The organism is Leclercia barmai, from assembly GCF_049312895.1.
GTDB classification, from domain to species: domain Bacteria; phylum Pseudomonadota; class Gammaproteobacteria; order Enterobacterales; family Enterobacteriaceae; genus Enterobacter; species Enterobacter barmai.
Genome location: NZ_JBMNWZ010000010.1, coordinates 1 through 18821, shown reverse-complemented (window position 1 = coordinate 18821; position 18821 = coordinate 1). Strand labels below are relative to the sequence as shown.

Sequence of the window (18821 nt, the reverse complement as noted above, 5' to 3'; positions counted from 1 at the left end):
AACGGCCATCAACTCATGTCTGTTCGCTGTCTGGTCACAGGGAAAGCACAGAACTGAAACGACAAGACGGATTGAGTGACAAGCCCGGAATCTATCCACTTCACGCACTGTTTAAAAGGAAACAACGGGAAGTATCGGGTAAAACAAGATTCAAACAACAAGGTATGTTTAAAACGAAGTCATAGGTAACTTAGCACGACTCTAGCCGGGCGTCCAGAGATCCAAACAATTTAGAAACCCTGGACGCACAGACGAGAACCTTACGCCAGGTTGGCGTCCAGGAACTCTTTCAGCTGACCTTTGGACAGTGCGCCCACTTTGGTCGCTGCCACTTCACCGTTTTTAAACAGCAGCAGAGTCGGGATGCCGCGGATGCCATATTTTGGCGCGGTGCCCGGGTTCTGGTCGATGTTCAGTTTAGCCACGGTCAGTTTGCCCTGATATTCGTCGGCGATCTCATCCAGAATCGGGGCGATCATTTTGCAAGGACCACACCATTCAGCCCAGAAATCGACGAGGATCAGCCCGTCAGCTTTAAGTACGTCCGTGTCAAAACTGTCGTCAGTCAGGTGAATAATTTTATCGCTCATATATAACTCCACAGGAATAAGCCTGGTGCGTTGATCTCGCTTTCATCAACGACCTGTTGATGTAGCATTAACCAACTAAAGGTTGACTTTATTTCACCGGATACGCTTTCGTAAAGCAATAGATAGCTGATATTCTACCACACTATGAGCAAAACACATTTAACAGAACAGAAGTTTTCCGACTTCGCCCTGCACCCAAAAGTCATCGAAGCCCTTGAAAATAAAGGGTTTCATAACTGCACGCCCATTCAGGCTCTCGCCCTTCCGCTGACGCTGGCGGGCCGCGATGTTGCAGGGCAGGCGCAAACCGGTACCGGCAAAACGATGGCGTTTCTGACGTCAACGTTTCATTATTTACTTTCTCATCCGGCAATTGATGACCGCAAAGTTAACCAACCGCGCGCGCTGATTATGGCGCCGACGCGAGAACTGGCGGTACAGATCCATGCTGACGCAGAACCGCTGGCGCAGGCTACTGGCCTGAAGCTCGGCCTGGCCTACGGCGGCGACGGTTATGACAAACAGCTGAAAGTGCTGGAGAGCGGCGTCGATATCCTGATCGGCACCACTGGCCGTCTTATCGATTACGCGAAACAGAACCACATTAACCTCGGCGCTATCCAGGTTGTGGTACTGGACGAAGCCGATCGTATGTACGATCTGGGCTTTATCAAAGATATCCGCTGGCTGTTCCGCCGCATGCCTGCCGCTAACCAGCGTCTGAACATGCTGTTCTCGGCAACGCTGTCTTACCGCGTCCGTGAACTGGCGTTCGAACAGATGAACAACGCCGAATACGTTGAAGTGGAACCGGAACAGAAAACCGGCCACCGTATTAAAGAAGAGCTCTTCTACCCTTCTAACGAAGAGAAAATGCGTTTACTGCAAACGCTGATTGAAGAAGAGTGGCCAGATCGCGCGATCGTTTTCGCCAACACCAAACACCGTTGCGAAGATATCTGGGGCCACCTGGCTGCGGATGGACACCGCGTTGGTCTGTTGACCGGCGATGTCGCACAGAAAAAACGTCTGCGCATTCTTGAAGAGTTCACCCGTGGCGATCTGGATATTCTGGTTGCAACGGACGTCGCCGCACGTGGTCTGCACATCCCGGCGGTAACGCACGTCTTCAACTATGACCTGCCGGATGATTGCGAAGATTACGTTCACCGTATAGGTCGTACCGGTCGTGCGGGCGCCAGCGGTCACTCCATCAGCCTGGCCTGTGAAGAGTACGCGCTGAACCTGCCAGCGATTGAGACCTATATCGGGCACTCAATTCCGCAGAGCAAGTACAATCCGGAAGCGCTGTTAAGCGAACTTCCACCGCCGAAGCGCCTGACCCGCGCCCGTTCCGGCAATGGCCCGCGCCGTAACAGCGCACCGCGTAATCGTCGTCGTTCAGGCTAAATAATATGCTCCGGTCTACCTCGCTTTATGCAGCTATTGATTTAGGTTCAAATAGTTTTCATATGCTGGTTGTACGCGAGGTAGCGGGAAGTGTACAAACGCTGACGCGTATTAAGCGCAAGGTCCGCCTCGCGGCGGGCCTGAGTGCTGATAATCAGCTCTCGCCAGAGGCCATGGAGCGCGGCTGGCAATGCCTGCGCCTGTTTGCCGAACGTCTGCAGGATATCCCACCTCAGCAAATCCGCGTTGTCGCCACCGCAACCCTGCGTCTGGCGGTGAATGCCGGAGAGTTTATTGCTACCGCCCAGCAAATCCTCGGTTGCCCGATACAGGTGATCAGCGGTGAAGAAGAAGCCCGCCTGATTTATCAGGGTGTGGCGCATACCACGGGCGGTGATGAGCGTCGTCTGGTGGTGGATATCGGTGGCGCAAGCACTGAACTGGTTACCGGAAATGGCGCCCAGGCGACATCCCTGAACAGCTTATCCATGGGCTGCGTCACCTGGCTTGAACGCTACTTCACCGATCGCAATCTGGCTCAGGAAAACTTCGATGAGGCGGAAAAAGCCGCACGCGAAGTGCTGCGTCCGGTGGCGGATGAGCTGCGCTATCACGGCTGGAAAGTCTGCGTGGGTGCTTCCGGCACCGTTCAGGCGCTGCAGGAAATCATGATGGCGCAGGGGATGGATGAGCGCATCACGCTGGCGAAACTTCAGCAGTTAAAACAGCGCGCGATCCTCTGTGGCCGCCTGGAAGAGCTGGAAATTGAAGGCCTCACCCTTGAGCGCGCCCTGGTATTCCCCAGCGGACTGGCGATCCTGATTGCCATTTTCACCGAACTGAACATTCAATGCATGACGCTTGCGGGCGGCGCGCTGCGTGAAGGTCTTGTCTACGGCATGCTGCATCTGGCGGTCGACCAGGATATTCGCGACCACACCCTGCGCAACATTCAGCGTCGGTTTATGGTCGATATTGCTCAGGCACACCGGGTTGCCAATCTTGCCGACCATTTCCTCGATATGGTCGAAAACGAGTGGCATATTGAGCCGATCTGTCGCGAATTACTGATTAGCGCCTGTCAGCTGCATGAAATTGGCCTGAGCGTCGACTTCAAGCAGGCACCGCTGCACGCGGCGTATCTGGTTCGCAATCTCGATTTGCCGGGTTTTACCCCTGCGCAAAAGAAACTCCTGGCCACGCTGCTGTTAAACCAGACCAACCCTGTCGATCTCTCTTCGCTCCACCAGCAAAACGCGGTACCGCCACGCGTGGCGGAACATCTGTGCCGCCTGCTGCGTCTGGCGATCCTGTTTGCCAGCCGTCGCCGGGATGATTTACTGCCGGCCATCACGCTGATGGCGGAAGGTGAAACGCTGACGCTAACCCTGCCGGAAAACTGGCTGGATACGCACCCGCTGGGTGCCGAAATGCTGATGCAGGAGTGTCAGTGGCAGAGCTACGTCCACTGGGTGCTTGAAGTCCACTAACCACCACTCTGCCCGGCAGCGCTACGCTTACCGGGCCTTCAGACTAACGATTTTTAGCCTTTTCCATCATCGCACGAATATTGGCGATACTGGCCTGCCCTTTGTGCATCCGCTCTTCGGCGGTAATCACTTTGCGCTCCTGCTCCCAGAGCACATCATCCTGAGGTAGCTCCAGCAGGAAGCGGCTCGGCTCCGGCCGTACCAGCTCACCATACTGACGCCGCTCCTTACACAGCGTAAAGGTCAGCTCTTTCTGCGCTCGCGTAATGCCCACGTAGGCCAGACGACGCTCTTCATCGACGTTGTCCTCGTCGATGCTGCTCTGGTGCGGCAGTAAGCCCTCTTCCATCCCCACCAGATAGACGTACGGGAACTCCAGCCCCTTCGAGGCATGCAGGGTCATCAGCTGCACCTGATCCGCCTCTTCTTCACTTTCCCCGCGTTCCATCATATCGCGCAGGGTAAAGCGGGTGACGACCTGGGTCAGGGTCATCGGCTCGTCGATGTCGGAACCTTCCAGCATTTCGGTCATCCAGGTAAAGAGCTGGTTGACGTTCTTCATACGCATCTCGGCCGCTTTCGGGCTGGCGGAGGTCTCATACAGCCAGGATTCATAGTCGATGCCGCGGATCAAATCCCGCACCGCATTGATCGGTTCCCGCTCGCTCAGCTGCTGGATCTCGCGCAGCCAGTGGGTAAAACGGGTCAGCGATTCATAGCCGCGCCCGGTTAGCGTATGGCTCAGGCCCATATCAAAACTGGCCGTAAGCAGGCTCTTGTTGCGGGTCATCGCCCACTCGCCCAGTTTTTGCAGTGTCGCCGGGCCAATCTCACGCTTCGGCGTATTCACGATCCGCAGAAAGGCGCTGTCATCATCCGAATTGGTCAGCACCCGCAGGTAGGCGAGCAGATCTTTGATTTCCGGACGCGAGAAAAACGACGTCCCGCCAGAAATTTTGTACGGGATGCGGTTCTGCATCAGCATCTTTTCAAAGACGCGCGACTGGTGATTCCCGCGATAGAGAATGGCGTAGTCTTTATAGTTGGTTTTATTCACAAAGTGGTGAGCAATCAGTTCACCCGCGACGCGTTCGGCTTCGTGATCTTCGTTATTGGCGCTGAGCACCTTCAGCTCCGTGCCATACCCGAGTTCGGAGAACAGGCGTTTTTCAAACACATGTGGGTTATTGGCAATCAGGATGTTGGCCGCCTTCAGAATGCGCCCGGATGAACGGTAGTTCTGCTCCAGTTTAATTACCTGCAGCGCCGGGAAGTCTTTGCTGAGCAGGACCAGGTTTTGTGGCCGGGCGCCGCGCCAGGAGTAGATCGACTGATCGTCGTCGCCCACCACGGTAAAACGCGCCCGCTGACCCACCAGCAATTTCACCAGCTCGTACTGGCTGGTGTTGGTATCCTGATATTCATCCACCAGCAGATAGCGGATCTTGTTCTGCCAGCGCTCGCGCACCTCTACATTACTTTGCAGCAGCAGCGTAGGCAGCAGGATCAGGTCGTCGAAGTCGAGCACGTTACAGGCTTTGAGATGATCGTTATACAGGCTGTAGCAGTGGGCAAAGATCCGATCCCGCTCCCCTTTGGCGCTTGCCGCGGCCTGGGCCGGGTTCATCAGATCGTTTTTCCAGTTTGAGATCGTGGAGATCAGCTGCTGCAGCACCACTTTGTCGTCTTCGATCAGCCCTTCGGTCAGCTCTTTAAGCAGCGCCACCTGATCGGTATCGTCAAACAGCGAGAAGTTAGCTTTCATCCCCAACGCAGCGTATTCGCGCTTAATGATATCCAGCCCCAGGGTATGGAAGGTGGAGATCATCAGGCCGCGCGCCTCTTTGCGCCCTAACGTCTGACCGACACGCTCTTTCATCTCGCGCGCCGCTTTGTTAGTAAAGGTCACCGCGGCGATATGGCGTGCCTGATAGCCGCAGCCGCGGATCAGGTGGGCGATTTTGTTGGTGATGACGCGGGTTTTACCGGAACCCGCCCCTGCCAGCACCAGGCATGGTCCAGTAACGAATTCGACCGCTTGTTGTTGTCCAGGGTTTAAACGCATGGGAATATTGCTCAATCTTCGAACGGGGTGGGGATTGTAGCAGAAAGCCGGGCGCAGATTTAACGGCTAATGATAAAGTGAAGAAAACGCGATTAACCCCGAGAGCAAAACCATGAAAAAGACCGCAGCCGCCCTGCACATTCTGGTAAAAGAAGAGAAGCTGGCGCAGGAGATCCTCACCAAACTGGAGCGCGGCATCAGCTTTGATCATCTGGCAAAGCGCTATTCTAAATGCCCGTCCGGGCGTAACGGCGGCGATTTAGGGGAATTTAAGCAGGGTGTGATGGTAGGGCCTTTCGATGAAGCGGTCTTTAGCTGTCCGCTCCTGAAGCCCTGCGGCCCGGTCAAAACCAAGTATGGCTACCACATCATTAAGGTGCTGTATCGCCGCTAACGCGTGGTATATTGCGCCCCGATTTAACTCAACCCTTCAAGGCACGATCATGGCAAAAACAGCAGCAGCACTGCATATTCTTGTTAAAGAAGAGAAACTGGCTCTGGATCTTCTGGAGCAGCTCAAAAACGGCGCCGACTTCGGCAAGCTGGCAAAAAAACATTCTATTTGCCCGTCAGGCAAACGCGGCGGTGACTTAGGTGAATTCCGCCAGGGTCAGATGGTTCCGGCGTTCGACAAACTGGTGTTCTCCTGCCCTGAGCTGGAGCCTGTCGGCCCACTGCATACTCAGTTCGGTTACCACGTCGTCAAGGTTCTGTACCGGAAATAAAAAGCCGGGTGGCGGCTTCGCCTTACCCGGCCTACTTGATGCGATTTTGTAGGTCGGGTAAGCGAAGCGCCACCCGACATTGGCATTTAGCCTGCAACCGCAATACGTTTCATATCGGTCATGTAGCCACGCAGTTTCTGGCCCACTTTCTCGATCTCGTGGCTGCGAATCGCTTCGTTCACGTCACGCAGCTGGGCATTATCTACCGCACCTTCAGCGATGGCTTTGCCCAGATCGCCTGCCTGCAGGGTGGTCATGAACTCTTTCAGCAGCGGTACGCAAGCGTAAGAGAACAGGTAGTTACCGTACTCAGCGGTATCGGAGATAACCACGTTCATCTCATACAGACGCTTACGGGCGATGGTGTTCGCGATCAGCGGCAGCTCGTGCAGTGATTCGTAGTAAGCAGACTCTTCGATGATGCCGGAATCAACCATGGTTTCGAACGCCAGCTCAACGCCCGCTTTCACCATCGCAATCATCAGAACGCCTTTATCGAAGTACTCCTGCTCGCTGATTTTGCCTTCAAACTGCGCGGCGGTTTCGAACGCGGTTTTACCGGTCTCTTCACGCCAGGTCAGCAGGTTTTTGTCGTCGTTCGCCCAGTCAGCCATCATGCCGGAAGAGAACTCGCCGGAGATGATGTCGTCCATATGTTTCTGGAACAGCGGTGCCATGATGGTTTTCAGCTGCTCGGACAGCGCGAAGGCACGCAGTTTCGCCGGGTTAGACAGGCGATCCATCATCAGGGTGATGCCGCCCTGCTTCAGCGCTTCGGTGATGGTTTCCCAGCCGAACTGAATCAGTTTTTCAGCATATGCCGGGTCGGTACCCTCTTCCACCAGCTTGTCGAAGCACAGCAGAGAACCGGCCTGCAGCATGCCGCAGAGGATAGTCTGCTCGCCCATCAGGTCAGATTTCACTTCCGCAACGAAGGAGGATTCCAGCACGCCTGCACGGTGGCCGCCGGTCGCCGCTGCCCATGCTTTGGCAATCGCCATGCCTTCGCCTTTCGGATCGTTTTCCGGGTGAACCGCGATCAGGGTTGGAACGCCGAAACCACGTTTGTACTCTTCACGCACTTCGGTACCAGGGCACTTCGGTGCCACCATCACAACGGTGATGTCTTTACGGATCTGCTCACCCACTTCAACGATGTTGAAGCCGTGGGAGTAACCCAGCGCCGCACCGTCTTTCATCATCGGCTGTACGGAACGCACAACGTCAGAGTGCTGCTTGTCTGGCGTCAGGTTAACAACCAGATCTGCCTGTGGGATCAGCTCTTCGTAGGTGCCTACTTTGAAGCCGTTTTCGGTCGCTTTGCGCCAGGAAGCACGCTTCTCAGCAATGGCTTCTTTACGCAGGGCGTAGGAGATATCCAGACCGGAGTCACGCATGTTCAGACCCTGGTTCAGGCCCTGTGCGCCACAGCCGACAATGACCACTTTCTTACCCTGAAGGTAGCTTGCGCCATCGGCAAATTCATCGCGCGCCATGAAGCGGCATTTGCCCAGCTGCGCCAGCTGCTGGCGCAAGTTCAGTGTGTTGAAGTAGTTAGCCATGGTGATACCTCGTGATGTTGTGTGTCTTATTGTTCGGTTCGCTTATGCGAGAATGAACTTACTATATGACAGGAAATTTATTGCGGAAATTGATATATTCACAACGTCACGTTGCAATATTTGCAATGTAAAAAGGGGGAGTGGAATCAGTGGATTTACGCGATCTTAAAATGTTCCTGCATCTGGCGGAAAGCCGCCATTTTGGCCGCAGCGCCAGGGCGATGCACGTCAGTCCCTCCACGCTTTCCCGTCAGATCCAGCGCCTGGAAGAAGATCTCGGCCAGCCGCTGTTTGTGCGTGATAACCGCACGGTGACGCTCACCGAAGCCGGGGAAGAGTTGCGCGTCTTTGCCCAGCAGACGCTGTTGCAGTATCAGCAGCTGCGCCACACCATCGATCAGCAGGGGCCGTCGCTTTCCGGTGAGCTGCATATTTTCTGTTCCGTTACCGCCGCCTACAGCCACCTGCCGCCGATCCTTGACAGGTTCCGCGCCGAACATCCCTCGGTCGAAATTAAACTCACCACCGGCGATGCCGCCGATGCGATGGAAAAGGTTGTGACGGGTGAAGCGGATCTGGCGATTGCCGGCAAACCGGAAACGCTGCCAGGCGCGGTGGCATTCTCAATGCTGGAAAATCTGGCGGTGGTGTTGATTGCTCCGGCGCTGCCCTGCCCGGTGCGCAATCAGGTGTCGGTGGAGAAGCCCGACTGGTCGACGGTGCCGTTTATCATGGCCGATCAGGGGCCGGTGCGTCGGCGCATTGAGCTGTGGTTTCGCCGTCAGAAGATCAGTAATCCTTCGATTTACGCGACGGTCGGTGGCCACGAGGCGATGGTGTCAATGGTGGCGCTGGGCTGCGGCGTGGCGCTGCTGCCGGAAGTGGTGCTGGAGAACAGCCCGGAACCGGTTCGCAATCGCGTGATGATTCTGGAACGCAGCGACGAGAAAACGCCGTTCGAGCTTGGCGTGTGCGCACAAAAAAAGCGGCTGCAGGAGCCGCTTATTGAAGCATTCTGGCAAATTTTGCCGAACCATTAACCCGCAAGGAAGAATCTGAACGCCGGGTTATGGGTCTCATCATGACACTCATAGCCCAGTTCGTTCAGCCGGGTTTCGAAATCTGGTTCATGCTCGCCCAGTTCGAACGCCGCCAGCACCCGACCGTAGTCGGTACCGTGGCTACGGTAGTGGAACAGGGAGATGTTCCAGTGCGTGCCCAGGGTATGCAGGAACTTCAACAGCGCGCCGGGTGATTCCGGGAACTCAAAGCTGAACAGACGCTCCCGTAACGGCTTCGATGGACGGCCGCCCACCATGTAACGCACGTGCAGCTTCGCCATTTCATCGTCGGAAAGATCCACCACGCTATAGCCGCCGTCGTGCAGCAGGTTGAGGATCTCTTTACGCTCTTCCAGACCCCGGCTCAGGCGCACGCCAACAAAAATGCAGGCATCTTTGGCATCGGCAAAACGGTAGTTAAACTCCGTCACCGAACGACCGCCCAGCAGCTGGCAGAACTTGAGGAAGCTGCCCTTCTCTTCCGGGATGGTCACCGCCAGCAGCGCTTCACGCTGCTCGCCCAGCTCGCAACGCTCAGAGACGTAGCGCAGGCCGTGGAAGTTCACGTTAGCGCCAGAAAGCACATGGGCCAGACGTTCGCCGCGAATGTTGTGCTGAGCGATGTATTTTTTCATTCCCGCCAGCGCCAGCGCGCCGGACGGCTCTGCCACCGCGCGCACATCCTCGAACAGATCTTTCATCGCCGCGCAGATCGCATCGCTGTCGACGGTGATGATGTCGTCGAGATACTCCTGGCAAACGCGGAAGGTTTCATCCCCGATGCGTTTAACCGCGACCCCTTCGGCAAACAGTCCGACGCGCGGCAGGTCGACCGGATGTCCGGCATCCAGCGCCGCCTTCAGGCAGGCAGAATCTTCCGCTTCAACGGCAATCACTTTGATTTGCGGCATCAGCTGCTTGATGAGTACCGCCACGCCTGCCGCGAGGCCGCCGCCGCCGACCGGGACAAACACCCGGTCAAGATGGGCATCCTGCTGCAGCAGTTCCAGCGCCAGCGTACCCTGACCCGCAATCACCATCGGGTGATCGAACGGCGGCACCCAGGTAAAGCCCTGCTGCTGCGCCAGCTCAATCGCTTTGGCTTTGGCTTCGTCAAAATTGGCGCCGTGGAGCAGCACTTCGCCGCCAAAACCGCGCACGGCATCGACTTTGATATCCGCCGTGGCCACCGGCATCACGATCAGCGCTTTCAACCCCAGACGCGCAGACGAGAACGCCACGCCCTGAGCATGATTCCCCGCCGACGCGGTGATCACGCCACGCGCTTTTTGCTCGTCGGTTAAGCCAGCCATCATCGCGTAGGCACCGCGCAGCTTGAAGCTGTGCACTGGCTGACGATCTTCACGTTTAACCAGGATGACGTTATCCAGGCGCGAGGAGAGCTTGTCCATTTTTTGCAGCGGCGTTACCTGCACCGCTTCATAGACCGGCGCACGTAGCACCGCCCTGAGATATTCCGCCCCCTCGGGGGCGGCGGATAAGGGTTGGGATTCGGCCATCATTAGCCCCCAAGTTTAGATTTATCGCGCACTGCGCCTTTATCTGCACTGGTGGCGAGGGTAGCGTAAGCGCGCAGGGCGAAGGAGACTTCACGCTGACGATCTTTCGGCGTCCAGGCTTTATCCCCACGCGCTTCCTGTGCTTCGCGGCGGGCTGCAATTTCCTGGTCGCTCAGCTTCAGCTGAATACCGCGATTCGGAATGTCGATTTCGATCAGGTCGCCGTCTTCGATGATGGCAATGTTGCCGCCACTTGCCGCTTCCGGCGAAACGTGGCCGATAGAGAGACCGGATGTGCCGCCTGAGAAACGACCGTCGGTGATCAGCGCGCAGGCTTTACCCAGACCCATCGATTTCAGGAAGGTGGTCGGGTAGAGCATCTCCTGCATGCCTGGCCCGCCTTTCGGCCCTTCGTAGCGGATCACCACGACGTCGCCCTCAACCACTTTGCCGCCGAGGATCGCTTCTACCGCGTCGTCCTGGCTTTCATAGACTTTAGCCGGGCCGGTAAATTTCAGGATGCTGTCATCCACGCCTGCGGTTTTAACGATACAGCCGTTTTCCGCGAAGTTGCCATACAGAACCGCCAGGCCGCCATCTTTGCTGTAGGCATTTTCCAGCGAGCGGATACAGCCTTCAGCGCGATCGTCATCCAGGGTGTCCCAGCGACAATCCTGCGAGAACGCCTGGGTGGTACGGATACCGGCAGGACCCGCGCGAAACATTTTTTTCACGGCTTCGTCTTTGGTCAGCATCACGTCGTACTGATCCAGCGACTGCGGCAGCGTCAGGCCCAGCACGTTTTTCACGTCACGGTTCATCAACCCGGCGCGGTCCAGCTCGCCGAGGATCCCCAGCACGCCACCGGCGCGGTGAACGTCTTCCATATGGTATTTCTGCGTGCTCGGCGCAACCTTACACAGCTGCGGCACTTTGCGGGAGAGCTTGTCGATATCACTCATGGTGAAGTCGATTTCCGCTTCCTGAGCAGCAGCCAGCAGGTGCAGAACGGTGTTAGTGGAACCGCCCATGGCGATATCCAGGGTCATGGCGTTCTCAAATGCCGCTTTGCTGGCAATATTGCGCGGCAGCGCGCTGGCGTCGTCCTGCTCGTAGTAGCGTTTGGTCAGCTCAACGATGCGTTTACCGGCGTTGAGGAACAGCTGCTTACGGTCGGCGTGGGTCGCCAGCAGCGAACCGTTGCCCGGCTGAGACAGGCCCAGCGCTTCGGTCAGGCAGTTCATCGAGTTGGCGGTGAACATACCGGAACAGGAGCCGCAGGTCGGGCAGGCTGAACGCTCAACCTGATCGCTCTGCTCGTCGGAAACTTTCGGGTCAGCACCCTGAATCATCGCATCGACCAGGTCGAGCTTGATGATTTTGTCGGAGAGCTTGGTTTTACCTGCTTCCATTGGGCCGCCGGAAACGAAGATCACCGGAATGTTCAGGCGCAGGGAGGCCATCAGCATCCCCGGGGTGATTTTGTCGCAGTTGGAGATACAGACCATGGCATCGGCGCAGTGGGCGTTGACCATGTATTCCACCGAGTCGGCAATCAGCTCGCGCGACGGCAGTGAATAAAGCATGCCCCCGTGCCCCATCGCGATCCCGTCATCCACGGCGATGGTGTTGAACTCTTTCGCCACGCCGCCGGAGGCTTCAATCTGCTCGGCAACCAGCTTCCCGAGATCGCGCAGGTGCACGTGGCCCGGCACAAACTGGGTAAAAGAGTTGACCACGGCAATAATCGGTTTCCCGAAATCGGCGTCGGTCATTCCGGTGGCGCGCCACAGCGCGCGGGCACCCGCCATATTGCGGCCGTGAGTGGTGGTGGCGGAACGGTACTTAGGCATGCGTTATTTACTCCCGTCTATCTGGTAAATGGGACGGTGCGTGCCGTCCCATATTTATGCTTATGGATTAACCTGATCCAACCAACCCCATTTATCTTCGGTTTCACCGGTAAAGAGGCCAAAGAAAGCTTCCTGGATACGTTTGGTGACCGGACCACGGCGGCCTTCGCCGACCTGGATACCGTCAACGCTGCGTACCGGGGTGATCTCAGCTGCCGTGCCGGACATGAACACTTCATCGGCCAGATACAGAGATTCACGGGACAGCACCTGCTCACGAACTTCGATGCCCAGATCCTGCGCCAGCTTGATGATGGCGTCACGGGTGATACCCGGCAGGGCGGAAGAGGTGAACGGTGGGGTAAACAGGATGCCGTCTTTCACTTCGAACAGGTTTTCACCTGCACCTTCAGAGATATAGCCGTTTACATCCAGGGCGATACCTTCCTGATAGCCGTGTCGACGTGCTTCGCTGCCAACCAGCAGGGAGGAAAGGTAGTTACCGCCCGCTTTGGCTGCGGTTGGGATGGTGTTTGGCGCCACACGGTTCCAGGAGGAGACCATTGCGTCGATCCCCTGTTCCAGCGCTTCTGCGCCCAGGTATGCCCCCCACGGGAACGCGGCGATGATCACATCGGTGGTGTAACCGGCTGGCGGGTTCACGCCCATGCCCACATCACCCACGAACACCAGCGGGCGAATATAGGCGCTGGTCAGGTTGTTTTTGCGCAGTACCGCGCGACAGGCTTCCATCAGCTCGTCGACGCTCTGAGAAACCGGGAAACGATAAATTTTGGCTGAATCACGCAGACGCTGCATGTGTTCACGATGACGGAACACCACCGGGCCTTTGTGTGAGTCGTAGCAACGGATACCTTCAAAGACAGAAGTACCGTAGTGAAGCGCGTGGGACATCACGTGGACTTTAGCGTCCTCCCAGCGAATCATCTCACCATTGGACCAAATGAAGTCAGCTTTTTTCGTCGTCATTTTTCTTCCTTTGCGCTCAGGCGCGGATTTGTTGTGTTTGTGATGAAGCGGCGCGCTGCTGGATATCAACCCGGGCGACGTCGACAAGTTTGCTCAACTGGCTAAACAGTAAGTCGACGGGGCGCTGGCTGGCAACGGTCAATTCAATATTTATGTTCTGTGCATCGGTGGCGGTTTCCATGTTCATTGAACAGATCTGGAACCCACGATGGCGCACCACGCGCAATACACGTTCTAACGTTTCCGGGTTGAAGCGAGCCTGCACGGCGACCTGATGTTGCATCATGATAATTTCTCCAGCATTTGTGAGTTACTGGCGCCGGGCGGCACCAACGGCCAGACATTCTCAAGCTCGTCGATTGAGACATGAAGCAGGTAAGGCCCCTTGCTTGACAGCATTTCATCAAGTGCCGCTTCAACCTGGTCTTTACGGGTGATGTGCTGGCCAGGAATGCCGAAGGCGCTGGCCAGAACGAGGAAATCGGGGTTATCGGTCAGGGTGGTTTCGCTGTAACGCTCCTGGAAAAAGAGCTGTTGCCACTGGCGAACCATGCCCAAACGTTGGTTGTCCAGCAGCACGATCTTCACCGGCAACTGCTTACGCTTGATGGTGCCGAGCTCCTGCACGTTCATCATGAAAGAGCCGTCACCGGAGATACAGATGACCGTATCGTCCGGGCGCGCTACCTGTGCCCCAACGGCGGCAGGCAGACCAAAGCCCATCGTGCCTAAACCACTGGAAGTGATGAAGTTTTCCGGACGCGTGTAGGTCATGTGCTGGGCTGACCACATCTGGTGTTGGCCCACATCGGTGGTTACTACGCTGTCAGCAGGTTTACGATCTGACAGCTGCTTCAGCAGCAACGGCGCATAGATGGCGTCGCCCGGATGGTCGTAGCGCCAGGCATGTTCGCGGCGCATCTCTGCCGCATGCTGGCGCCAGGCGTCGATAGTTAATGGCTGCTGTAACGCAGGCAGCAGCGCAATGAGATCGCCCTGCAGAGCCACGTGCGCCTGACGGAGTTTGTTCATTTCTGCCGGGTCGATATCCATATGGATAACTTTGGCATTCGGCGCGAAGGTGTTCAGCTTGCCGGTAACGCGATCGTCGAAGCGTGCGCCCACAGCGATCAGCAGATCACACTCCTGCACCGCGAGGTTAGCGGCTTTGGTGCCGTGCATTCCCAGCATGCCCAGATAGTACGGGTAATCGGCATCCACTGCGCCCAGCCCTTTCAGCGTGCAGGTCGCAGGCATTTGGGTTACTGCGATAAATTCACGCAGGGCCGGAACGGCCTGCGCCATCCCCACGCCGCCGCCAACATACAGAATGGGCTTTTGCGCATGGGCCAGCATCTGATATGCCTCTTGTACTTCGGCATGTGGGAAGTCATCTGCGTCTTCAACGGTGGAGAAGTGAGGCTCCAGTTCACCCAGCGCCACCTGAATATCTTTTGGAATATCAACCAGAACCGGGCCAGGACGGCCTGAGTTTGCCACCTCAAATGCCTCTGCCATTACGCGGGGCAACTCTTCCAGCGACTGGACGAGGAAGCTGTGTTTAGTACACGCCAGTGACAAACCGAGAACGTCCACTTCCTGAAAAGCATCGGTGCCGATGAAGGGAGAAGCCACCTGACCGGTGATGGCTACAACGGGAACAGAATCAAGCAGTGCATCAGCCAGACCGGTGATCAGATTGGTTGCGCCCGGGCCAGAGGTCGCCATACAGACGCCCGTTTTACCCGTAGCACGCGCATAGCCAATGGCCGCCATCGCCGCACCCTGCTCGTGTCGGCACAACAGATGTTCCACGCCGCCGTCATACAGAGCATCGTAAATCGGCATAATTGCGCCACCCGGGTAACCGAATACTGTCTCGACTCCCTGCGCTCGCAACGCATGTACTACCCACTGTGCGCCATTCATAGTTAGTTCCCCGTCGTAAATCGGGAGAAACAGAATTTTATGCTACTACTCATCGTCTGCTCCTCGCTTATGTTTTAAGGTCATAAAAAAACCCCCGGACCTTTCGGTGCGGGGGTCTTAGTTCGTTAAGGCTTGATTATTAAGCCTTTCCTCGTCCAAGTGCAGCCCCGCACGGTGGGATAATAATCACCACCACGCTAATCACGACCAGGCTAATCACTAGTAGAAGGGCTGTCATTTGCTGTTCTTTTTGCATCTTGTTCGAAGGAATACCTAAAGAGTTATCACAGATACTGAATGAAACACAACATTTTTTTATAAATGATTTTATTATGAGGCTAATAGTTTAGATAAAAATCGTTGTTTTTTATGATAAAAATAGAAAATGAATTATTTTCATTTTTTTCATGCGCAGCAACCGTCAGAAGGCATCCTTATCAACTTTTGCGAGCCGAATTCCATGACAATGAAAATATTGCAATCTGAGGTGAGTTTTCAGGAACATACCGCGTAAAAACACGATTTGCCGATAAAAATTGCGATACACAAATGACATAGTGACTCATCAAGGAGGCCATATATGTCATTGTCGGTTGTCTATACCCGCGCTGCGTTAGGCGTAAAAGCGCCGCTTATTTCCGTTGAAGTTCATCTCAGTAATGGCCTGCCTGGCTTAACGCTGGTCGGCTTGCCCGAAACCACCGTCAAGGAAGCCAGAGACCGGGTACGCAGCGCGATCATCAATAGCGGCTACACCTTTCCGGCCAAAAAGATCACTATTAATCTGGCACCTGCCGATCTCCCTAAGGAAGGGGGAAGATACGACTTACCTATCGCCATTGCGCTTCTCGCCGCCTCTGAGCAACTCTCCTCCTCGAGGATAAGTGCATATGAGTTTGTGGGGGAACTGGCGCTTACAGGAGCATTAAGAGGGGTTCCTGGCGCGATATCTGGTGCTCTGGCGGCTATACGCGCTGGTAGAGAGATTATAGTTGCCAGAGATAATGCTGCCGAAGTTAGCCTTATCGAAGAAAAAGGCTGTCTGGTGGCAGAACATCTGCAGGAGGTTTGTGCCTTTCTGGAAGGGCGTCATGAGCTGGCAGCGCCCGCTGGTGAGCCTTTCGTTGCAGAGCATAACGATTGTGACATCAGCGATATCATCGGTCAGGAACAGGGTAAAAGGGCGCTGGAGATCACCGCTGCCGGTGCGCATAACCTGCTGCTTATTGGTCCACCCGGCACCGGCAAGACCATGCTCGCGAGCCGGCTTAACACCCTGCTTCCGCCGCTCAGCAACCATGAGGCGCTGGAGAGCGCTGCGATCGTGAGTCTGGTTAGCGCCACATCCATGTATAAGCAGTGGCGCCAGCGCCCCTTTCGCGCACCGCATCATAGCGCCTCGCTGGTGGCGATGGTGGGCGGAGGCGCTATCCCCGGCCCGGGAGAAATCTCGCTGGCGCATAATGGCATCCTCTTTCTGGATGAGCTCCCCGAGTTTGAACGCCGCGTGCTGGATGCTTTACGCGAGCCCATCGAATCCGGTCAAATCAATATCTCCCGTACGCGCGCCAAGATCAGCTACCCGGCGCGCTTCCAGCTTATCGCCGCCATGAATCCCAGTCCGACAGGGCACTATCAGGGCAATCATAATCGCTGCACGCCCGAACAGACGCTTCGCTATCTTGGGCGCTTATCGGGCCCGTTCCTCGATCGTTTTGATTTATCGCTTGAGATCCCTCTCCCGCCGCCAGGCTTATTAAGTCAGGCGCATAAAACGGGAGAATCCAGCCTCACCGTACGAAACAGAGTGATCGCTGCGCAGGAAAGACAGCTGGCGCGACAGAATAAACGCAATGCACATCTGGATAACGCGGAGATCCGCACCTTTTGTCAGCTAACCGCAGACGACGCGCTGTGGCTGGAGGAGACACTGACCCGCTTCGGCCTGTCCGTGCGTGCCTGGCAGCGGTTATTAAAGGTTGCGCGTACGATTGCCGATCTTGAAGAGTGTGAGAAGATTGAACGCAGGCACCTGCAGGAGGCCCTGAGCTATCGGGCTATTGACCGTCTGCTGTTGCATCTGCAGAAGATGCTGACATAAAAAAAGGGGCCGTAGCCCCTTCTTTTTAATCGTCTGAATCGGTGTAGTCTTCTGCACCTTCCATCTGTGGCTTACCACCAGACAGAGTATGGAAACGCTTTGGACGCTTGATACGCGCCATATACTTGATCCATACGCGCTCCGCTTCCGTTACCGGCTCACGTTCACCACGGCAGACGGCAACAAAAGATTTTTCGTCTTCAGTGGAGGGTTCACGTTTCCCCAAATCCAGTTCATTGAAGGCATAACCGTGGCGCTCAAGCAGTTGTGCTTCTTTGATGGTGAAATCACCGTGGCGAGAAAATCCGCGTGGATAATTTTTATTGTCGAAAAAACGATTAGTCGTCGTAAAGCTTTCCGCCATCCTACACGCTCCTATATCTTTGGCCGAGCTATTTATGGCGCGGAGTATTAGTTACGCTTGACAGAGCGTCCAACAAAACATTTAAATCATTACGACAAATAATTTTGCGGAGAAAGCTGTGGATACGGAATTGCTAAAAACTTTCCTCGAAGTGAGCAGAACTCGCCACTTTGGGCGCGCCGCAGAAGCGCTTTATCTGACGCAATCGGCAGTGAGCTTTCGTATTCGACAGCTTGAAAATCAGCTCGGCGTGAACCTTTTCACCCGTCATCGCAACAACATACGCTTAACGCCAGCGGGAGAGAAACTTCTGCCCTATGCAGAAACGCTGATGAACACCTGGCAAGCCGCGCGCAAAGAGGTTGCCCATACCTCCAAGCATAATGAGTTTTCTATCGGAGCCAGCGCCTCGCTATGGGAGTGCATGCTCAGCCCATGGCTTAGTCGATTGTATCGCTCATATAGCCACTTACAGTTTGAGGCGCGTATTGCGCAACGGCAGTCGCTGGTTAAGCAGCTGCATGAAAGACAACTGGATCTGCTGATCACGACAGAAGCACCGAAGATGGATGAATTCAGTAGCCAGGTCCTCGGGCAATTTAGCCTTGGGCTGTATGCGGCTGAACCCTCCGCTATCAAAAGCGATCTGAATTATCTGCGCCTTGAATGGGGTCCCGATTTCCAGCCGCACGAGGCAGGTCTGATTGCGACTGATGATGTGCCGGTGCTGACTACCAGTTCTGCAGAAATAGCATGCCAGCAGCTCGCAGCACTCAAAGGTTGCACCTGGTTGCCGCAATGCTGGGCAAGTAATAAACAGGGTTTGTATACGGTGACAGATTCAGCCCTGCTTCAGAGACCGCTTTATGCCATCTGGCTTCAGAACAGTGACAAGCAAGTGCAAATCAAAGATCTGCTAAAAATCAGTGTGATGGAGTAATTTAGCCAGTTGCAGGGACGCAATTAAGGCTTAGAGAGGAGAAAGTGGGATTTATTGCAGGCAAAAAAAAATCCTTCGCCGAAGCAAAGGATCCTTTATATGGCAGGGGCGGAGAGACTCGAACTCGCGACACCCGGTTTTGGAGACCGGTGCTCTACCAACTGAGCTACGCCCCTAAATTTCTTACTACTAAGCCTGCTAATGTAGCAGGCTTAGTTTAA

At 55.6% G+C, this 18821-nt stretch carries 18 protein-coding genes and 1 tRNA gene; 7 read left to right on the top strand and 12 right to left on the bottom strand.

Annotation, left to right across the window (positions count from 1 at the left end):
• Positions 1-260: 260 nt before the first annotated feature.
• Positions 261-590: a thioredoxin TrxA gene (trxA, locus tag ACOYA6_RS22245; protein ID WP_006179218.1), complete on the bottom strand. Its 330-nt coding sequence runs from the start codon at positions 588-590 to the stop codon at positions 261-263.
• A 144-nt stretch (positions 591-734) separates the two neighbouring features.
• Between trxA and rhlB the strand changes: the two genes are divergently transcribed.
• Both rhlB and gppA read left to right on the top strand, forming a co-directional pair.
• Positions 735-2000 carry an ATP-dependent RNA helicase RhlB gene (gene rhlB, locus ACOYA6_RS22240; RefSeq protein ID WP_039031233.1) on the top strand — a complete coding sequence of 422 codons (1266 nt, stop codon included), beginning with the start codon at positions 735-737 and terminating at the stop codon, positions 1998-2000.
• A 5-nt stretch (positions 2001-2005) separates the two neighbouring features.
• On the top strand, positions 2006-3490 hold the full coding sequence (gene gppA / locus ACOYA6_RS22235) for a guanosine-5'-triphosphate,3'-diphosphate diphosphatase (RefSeq protein WP_422655433.1): 1485 nt from the start codon (positions 2006-2008) through the stop codon (positions 3488-3490).
• Positions 3491-3533: 43 nt separating this feature from the next.
• Here the strand turns inward: gppA and rep are convergent, their stop codons facing one another.
• Positions 3534-5555: a DNA helicase Rep gene (rep, locus tag ACOYA6_RS22230; protein ID WP_138370986.1), complete on the bottom strand. Its 2022-nt coding sequence runs from the start codon at positions 5553-5555 to the stop codon at positions 3534-3536.
• A gap of 112 nt (positions 5556-5667) precedes the next feature.
• On the opposite strand from rep, the gene ppiC (ACOYA6_RS22225) reads away from it, so the two are divergent.
• Complete coding sequence (gene ppiC / locus ACOYA6_RS22225; protein ID WP_039031236.1) at positions 5668-5949, top strand: peptidylprolyl isomerase PpiC; 282 nt, start codon at positions 5668-5670, stop codon at positions 5947-5949.
• A 49-nt stretch (positions 5950-5998) separates the two neighbouring features.
• Positions 5999-6280, top strand: coding sequence for a peptidylprolyl isomerase PpiC (gene ppiC / locus ACOYA6_RS22220; protein WP_039031237.1), 282 nt, complete (start codon positions 5999-6001; stop codon positions 6278-6280).
• Positions 6281-6366: 86 nt separating this feature from the next.
• Here ppiC (ACOYA6_RS22220) and ilvC read toward each other — a convergent pair whose 3' ends face one another.
• The gene (ilvC, locus tag ACOYA6_RS22215; protein WP_039031238.1) at positions 6367-7842 is read right to left on the bottom strand and encodes a ketol-acid reductoisomerase; all 1476 of its coding nucleotides are present in this window, start codon (positions 7840-7842) and stop codon (positions 6367-6369) included.
• A 149-nt stretch (positions 7843-7991) separates the two neighbouring features.
• Between ilvC and ilvY the strand changes: the two genes are divergently transcribed.
• Complete coding sequence (ilvY, locus tag ACOYA6_RS22210) at positions 7992-8882, top strand: HTH-type transcriptional activator IlvY (RefSeq protein WP_039031239.1); 891 nt, start codon at positions 7992-7994, stop codon at positions 8880-8882.
• Here ilvY and ilvA read toward each other — a convergent pair.
• From ilvA to ilvL, 7 genes are all read right to left on the bottom strand, one after another.
• Complete coding sequence (gene ilvA, locus ACOYA6_RS22205; RefSeq protein WP_138370987.1) at positions 8879-10423, bottom strand: threonine ammonia-lyase, biosynthetic; 1545 nt, start codon at positions 10421-10423, stop codon at positions 8879-8881. The two genes, ilvY and ilvA, sit on opposite strands and share 4 nt — an antisense overlap.
• A 2-nt stretch (positions 10424-10425) precedes the next feature.
• On the bottom strand, positions 10426-12276 hold the full coding sequence (gene ilvD, locus ACOYA6_RS22200; protein WP_039031241.1) for a dihydroxy-acid dehydratase: 1851 nt from the start codon (positions 12274-12276) through the stop codon (positions 10426-10428).
• A 60-nt stretch (positions 12277-12336) separates the two neighbouring features.
• Positions 12337-13266, bottom strand: coding sequence for a branched-chain-amino-acid transaminase (gene ilvE, locus ACOYA6_RS22195; protein WP_039031242.1), 930 nt, complete (start codon positions 13264-13266; stop codon positions 12337-12339).
• 16 nt (positions 13267-13282) lie between these two features.
• Complete coding sequence (gene ilvM, locus ACOYA6_RS22190; RefSeq protein ID WP_039031243.1) at positions 13283-13552, bottom strand: acetolactate synthase 2 small subunit; 270 nt, start codon at positions 13550-13552, stop codon at positions 13283-13285.
• On the bottom strand, positions 13549-15195 hold the full coding sequence (ilvG, locus tag ACOYA6_RS22185; protein ID WP_422655432.1) for an acetolactate synthase 2 catalytic subunit: 1647 nt from the start codon (positions 15193-15195) through the stop codon (positions 13549-13551). Before ilvG ends, ilvM begins: the two co-directional genes overlap by 4 nt.
• A 2-nt stretch (positions 15196-15197) precedes the next feature.
• Positions 15198-15248: a peptide IlvX gene (gene ilvX, locus ACOYA6_RS22180; protein ID WP_205735748.1), complete on the bottom strand. Its 51-nt coding sequence runs from the start codon at positions 15246-15248 to the stop codon at positions 15198-15200.
• Positions 15249-15334: 86 nt separating this feature from the next.
• A complete protein-coding gene (ilvL, locus tag ACOYA6_RS22175) occupies positions 15335-15433 on the bottom strand; it encodes an ilv operon leader peptide (protein WP_023620831.1) in 99 nt (32 codons plus the stop codon).
• 342 nt (positions 15434-15775) lie between these two features.
• On the opposite strand from ilvL, the gene ACOYA6_RS22170 reads away from it, so the two are divergent.
• Positions 15776-17296: a YifB family Mg chelatase-like AAA ATPase gene (locus ACOYA6_RS22170; RefSeq protein WP_138370988.1), complete on the top strand. Its 1521-nt coding sequence runs from the start codon at positions 15776-15778 to the stop codon at positions 17294-17296.
• Positions 17297-17321: 25 nt separating this feature from the next.
• On the opposite strand, the gene ACOYA6_RS22165 is transcribed toward ACOYA6_RS22170, so the two are convergent.
• Positions 17322-17660, bottom strand: coding sequence for a MaoP family protein (locus ACOYA6_RS22165; RefSeq protein WP_039031246.1), 339 nt, complete (start codon positions 17658-17660; stop codon positions 17322-17324).
• A gap of 118 nt (positions 17661-17778) precedes the next feature.
• Here ACOYA6_RS22165 and hdfR point away from each other — a divergent pair, with 118 nt between their 5' ends.
• Positions 17779-18600, top strand: coding sequence for an HTH-type transcriptional regulator HdfR (gene hdfR, locus ACOYA6_RS22160; RefSeq protein ID WP_422655431.1), 822 nt, complete (start codon positions 17779-17781; stop codon positions 18598-18600).
• Between the two features lie 100 nt (positions 18601-18700).
• Here the strand turns inward: hdfR and ACOYA6_RS22155 are convergent.
• Positions 18701-18776 (bottom strand) — tRNA-Trp (locus ACOYA6_RS22155).
• Positions 18777-18821 lie beyond the last annotated feature (45 nt).

Bases quoted from the DNA above. Each gene is read 5' to 3' on its own strand.
- trxA (WP_006179218.1), bottom strand. From the start codon at position 590: ATGAGCGATAAAATTATTCACCTGACTGACGACAGTTTTGACACGGAC.
- rhlB (WP_039031233.1), top strand. From the start codon at position 735: ATGAGCAAAACACATTTAACAGAACAGAAGTTTTCCGACTTCGCCCTG.
- gppA (WP_422655433.1), top strand. From the start codon at position 2,006: ATGCTCCGGTCTACCTCGCTTTATGCAGCTATTGATTTAGGTTCAAAT.
- rep (WP_138370986.1), bottom strand. From the start codon at position 5,555: ATGCGTTTAAACCCTGGACAACAACAAGCGGTCGAATTCGTTACTGGA.
- ppiC (WP_039031236.1), top strand. From the start codon at position 5,668: ATGAAAAAGACCGCAGCCGCCCTGCACATTCTGGTAAAAGAAGAGAAG.
- ppiC (WP_039031237.1), top strand. From the start codon at position 5,999: ATGGCAAAAACAGCAGCAGCACTGCATATTCTTGTTAAAGAAGAGAAA.
- ilvC (WP_039031238.1), bottom strand. From the start codon at position 7,842: ATGGCTAACTACTTCAACACACTGAACTTGCGCCAGCAGCTGGCGCAG.
- ilvA (WP_138370987.1), bottom strand. From the start codon at position 10,423: ATGGCCGAATCCCAACCCTTATCCGCCGCCCCCGAGGGGGCGGAATAT.
- ilvD (WP_039031241.1), bottom strand. From the start codon at position 12,276: ATGCCTAAGTACCGTTCCGCCACCACCACTCACGGCCGCAATATGGCG.
- ilvE (WP_039031242.1), bottom strand. From the start codon at position 13,266: ATGACGACGAAAAAAGCTGACTTCATTTGGTCCAATGGTGAGATGATT.
- ilvM (WP_039031243.1), bottom strand. From the start codon at position 13,552: ATGATGCAACATCAGGTCGCCGTGCAGGCTCGCTTCAACCCGGAAACG.
- ilvG (WP_422655432.1), bottom strand. From the start codon at position 15,195: ATGAATGGCGCACAGTGGGTAGTACATGCGTTGCGAGCGCAGGGAGTC.
- ilvL (WP_023620831.1), bottom strand. From the start codon at position 15,433: ATGACAGCCCTTCTACTAGTGATTAGCCTGGTCGTGATTAGCGTGGTG.
- ACOYA6_RS22170 (WP_138370988.1), top strand. From the start codon at position 15,776: ATGTCATTGTCGGTTGTCTATACCCGCGCTGCGTTAGGCGTAAAAGCG.
- ACOYA6_RS22165 (WP_039031246.1), bottom strand. From the start codon at position 17,660: ATGGCGGAAAGCTTTACGACGACTAATCGTTTTTTCGACAATAAAAAT.